This window comes from Psychromonas sp. MB-3u-54, assembly GCF_002836415.1.
Taxonomy (GTDB): Bacteria; Pseudomonadota; Gammaproteobacteria; order Enterobacterales; family Psychromonadaceae; genus Psychromonas.
On the sequence record NZ_PJBP01000008.1, the window covers coordinates 1 to 3490 of the forward strand.

Consider the following 3490-nt stretch of genomic DNA (forward strand, 5'->3'; position numbering starts at 1 on the left):
AATAAATCTGTTATATCGGTAACCTTTGGGTGTCCAGCCTTTCTAGCAGCTTTTCTCTTACAAGCGAAGGCTTACAATAACCGATGCGTCTTAGGGATTCATATAATTAACATGACACCTAAGATCCCTATGACATACTTATTATTTAGCATCGATGTGGCATCATTTCTATAAATGCCTCCTTTACGGCTGCTTGCTTTCCCTCGTATTATTATTTATTGTTGAAATATTACAGGCCTTTGTAATAAGCAATAAACCATTATTGGTGATAGGTATTCGATAAGTTTAAATAGGAAATAAAATGTACAATATGGACTTATTTGCAACACTAGAAGACTCACCTATTAATATCATTAATTGCGATGGTGTGGTGGAATACCACGGACTGTTAATTCCTATTGACCAAGCTAATCATTACTTCGATGTATTACTCGAAACAATCCAATGGAAGCATGATCAAGCCAATATATTAGGTCAAGTCATTGTCACTCAACGTAAAGTGGCTTGGTATGCTGACAAGCCTTTTCATTATACCTACTCTAATACGACAAAAGTCGCTTTACCGTGGACGCTTGAATTATTGCAACTGAAACAAAAGGTTGAAGAAGTAACTGGGCATCAATTTAATGCTTGTTTACTTAATTTATATCATAGTGGTGAAGAGGGCATGGCTTGGCACAGTGATGCAGAAAAAGATCTACAAAAAAATGCAGTAATCGCTTCATTAAGCTTTGGGGCTGAACGTAAATTCTCTTTTAAACATAAAGTGAATAAACAAACTATTTCAGTTTCATTGCAACACGGCAGCCTGCTGGTAATGAGAGGTGAAACTCAACGTCATTGGTTACATCGATTACCACCCACTAAAAAAGTCACTACACCCCGTATTAATTTAACCTTTAGAATGATTAATGAAACAAATTACCGATATTAAAACCATCTTAAAAAATAAATCTATTAAATATACTTAGCATGCTTGATTGATACACGATTAATATAGCCACCCATAATTAATAACTAAAGACTTAGCAGATCACAACTGCCTGATTAATACCGCCATCTCCACACCGAAACGCTGGACATATCAAGTTGCTGGAAAAACCCTGTTGGTCAAAGTCAAAGTCAAAGTCAAAGTCAAAGTCAAAGTCAAAGTCAGTGGTGAGTTGGAGGTGAATGAATCTCTCTGCCTTAAGGCGTTTGCCATGGCCGGTCAAGGTATTGCGCAGATGCCTAACTTTTATGTTGATAACGCGATAGCGTCACAAGAGCGGATTGAAATGTTAACTGAGTATGCCCCTCAGCCTTTGCCAATTAATTTAATCTATCCATCACAACGATTGCTCAGTCCGGCTGTGAAGGCTTTGATTGATTTTTTGATGGATTATATGGATTAACCGTCAGCGCGCAGTGATGCAGAGCACGCAGTTATATCAATATTTGAACTGCTTCGAATTTCTTTAAGGGGTTTTACAATCAATTAAATTTGATAAATCTTGGCGGCAGGCTCTTTTCTGTTGTTCAAATAAGTATTATACAGGCTGGTGGTGTTAGAGCTTGTGGGCTATCAGTGATGATGGATAAATCCCTCTCGCATAACACGAGAGAGGGGGCTTTAAATACAAACTTATTGGCAACAATAACCGGCTGCTCACTTTATCTAGTATCTGTTTTATCCCTGCAGATGCAAAAAGGCAGCGCCCCGGACACCGGAAGAGTCACCATATACATTCTTAACAATTTTAGTGACTGTATTTTTCGTAAAGGTGTACTGATTTAATTTTGCATTGAGCAGCGGGTAAATTTCATCAATATTAGATATCCCGCCCCCCAGTACGATCACGTCAGGATCAACAAAGTTGACTATATTTGCGCAAACGCGCGCTAATTGATCACAATACAAATCTAAATGCGCGACTGCCTGTGAGTCTCCTTGCTTGTATTGATGCATAATTTCTTTTGAATTTGCCTGATGATATTTTGCAGAGAAAGTACGCGCAAAACCTGTTCCGGAAACGAATGCTTCAGTACAGTTTTTAGATCCGCAGTAACAAAGGACTTCCGAACCGTCTACTTCTGCTAAATAATTCGGCAGAGGATTATGTCCTAATTCCCCTCCCAAATTATTTAAGCCGGTAACCAGTTTATTATGAACAATCAGACCGGATCCACAACCTGTCCCAATAATGATCGCAACGCAGGAATTCTGCGCCTCTTTCGCTGCTCCATCTTTAAATTCAGAAAGCGCCAAACAGTCGGCATCGTTAGCGATTGCAACGGGGACGTTAATATTCTTTGTAATGTCGCCAATAAAATTCTGGCCATTTAAAATGACTAGGTTTGCTCCCTGCATTAGTCCCGCTTTATCTACAGAACCGCAACAACCGATACCGATAGATTCAATATTCCCGTGCTTTGCCACTTCATCAATAACTGATCTTACCGACAATAAGAAACCTTCATAAGTCTCCGTATGAGTCACGTTTCGAAGAGTGACTAATGTTTCGAATGTCACTGAATCAAGACCGACACCTTCAATTTTTGTTCCACCAATATCTAATCCCAGGATCATATTATCTACCTTAAATATTCAATTTATGAGGCTGTTAGTAATAGCTGTTTACGGCACTATAATTAACTGGGTTGCCTATCAATGCAACTAATTATTCTTATCAATAACGCGCGCAGCTATTTAAAGGATCACAGACAGGGTAAAACGGTTGATGTGGCGCTGCATCTGCTAAAAACAGGGCTGCTCTCCCCCTCTATAGAGTTGAAAAACCTGAAACTTGGTATGACCGAAAAGTTCAGTGTAAAGAAAGGCATTTCAATAAAGGGAGCGAATGCATCCAAAGAGATGATGCTGGCTGACTTTGGGCTTTCACTGGGACCTCGATTTTTGGTGCAATCCAAACTACAAAATGGACCGTTAATTGAAGTTCTTTCAGATTGGCAAACAGAGGCCCCTAGGATGTATTTTATGTTGGTAGATAACAAAGTAAAGAATCCGCTGATTAGTTACTTTACCGACTTTACCGACTTTACGGTTCAAAGGTTACGGGATGCATTAGCGACGAGTTAAGTTGGATTAGTTTTTTATTTGTGGTGTTCAAGGCAAACCCATTTACATATTTGACTAAGCACACAAAAAAGGAAGGTTCATAGGATTGCTCGCTGTAGAGAAAAAGCGAGCATCGGGATTGTCAGGAAATAAAAACCACTGCCTCTTTATTGCTAATCTGGTCGTAATGCATACTTGCCCGAGCCTAAGAATAAAATAGATATTGAGGCAAATAAATAAGTGGCTACACTTTCAACAGCCCAGGCACCATTTTTATCCACGGTAAAGAAATCGCCCATATGCATGAGACCAATAACAAAAAGGCAAGTACCGATAACAACGGTTGATGCTAAGCGGGTATAAATACCAAAAATAATAAATAAAGGAGCAACTACCTCACCTAAATATACACCATAGGCAATAAATGCAGGT

5 protein-coding genes are annotated in these 3490 nt (G+C 39.1%); 3 read left to right on the forward strand and 2 right to left on the reverse strand.

Features of this window, described 5'->3' with window-relative positions:
• Positions 1–301: 301 nt before the first annotated feature.
• Both CXF72_RS00190 and CXF72_RS00195 read left to right on the forward strand, forming a co-directional pair.
• On the forward strand, positions 302–934 hold the full coding sequence (locus CXF72_RS00190) for an alpha-ketoglutarate-dependent dioxygenase AlkB family protein (protein ID WP_198552446.1): 633 nt from the start codon (positions 302–304) through the stop codon (positions 932–934).
• 172 nt (positions 935–1106) lie between these two features.
• Positions 1107–1394 carry a LysR substrate-binding domain-containing protein gene (locus tag CXF72_RS00195; RefSeq protein WP_332870214.1) on the forward strand — a complete coding sequence of 96 codons (288 nt, stop codon included), beginning with the start codon at positions 1107–1109 and terminating at the stop codon, positions 1392–1394.
• Positions 1395–1669: 275 nt separating this feature from the next.
• On the opposite strand, the gene CXF72_RS00200 is transcribed toward CXF72_RS00195, so the two are convergent.
• Positions 1670–2569 (reverse strand): ROK family protein, encoded by a 900-nt coding sequence (locus tag CXF72_RS00200; RefSeq protein ID WP_101036037.1) that lies wholly within the window; start codon positions 2567–2569, stop codon positions 1670–1672.
• An 81-nt stretch (positions 2570–2650) separates the two neighbouring features.
• Here CXF72_RS00200 and CXF72_RS00205 point away from each other — a divergent pair, with 81 nt between their 5' ends.
• Positions 2651–3079: a hypothetical protein gene (locus CXF72_RS00205; protein ID WP_101036038.1), complete on the forward strand. Its 429-nt coding sequence runs from the start codon at positions 2651–2653 to the stop codon at positions 3077–3079.
• 152 nt (positions 3080–3231) lie between these two features.
• On the opposite strand, the gene CXF72_RS00210 is transcribed toward CXF72_RS00205, so the two are convergent.
• Positions 3232–3490: DoxX family protein (locus CXF72_RS00210; RefSeq protein WP_157823146.1), on the reverse strand; the 259-nt coding region annotated here is incomplete at its 5' end.

Excerpts from the sequence above, each read along its gene's own strand:
- CXF72_RS00200 (WP_101036037.1), bottom strand. The coding sequence starts at position 2,569 with ATGATCCTGGGATTAGATATTGGTGGAACAAAAATTGAAGGTGTCGGT.
- CXF72_RS00205 (WP_101036038.1), top strand. The coding sequence starts at position 2,651 with ATGCAACTAATTATTCTTATCAATAACGCGCGCAGCTATTTAAAGGAT.
- CXF72_RS00190 (WP_198552446.1), top strand. The coding sequence starts at position 302 with ATGTACAATATGGACTTATTTGCAACACTAGAAGACTCACCTATTAAT.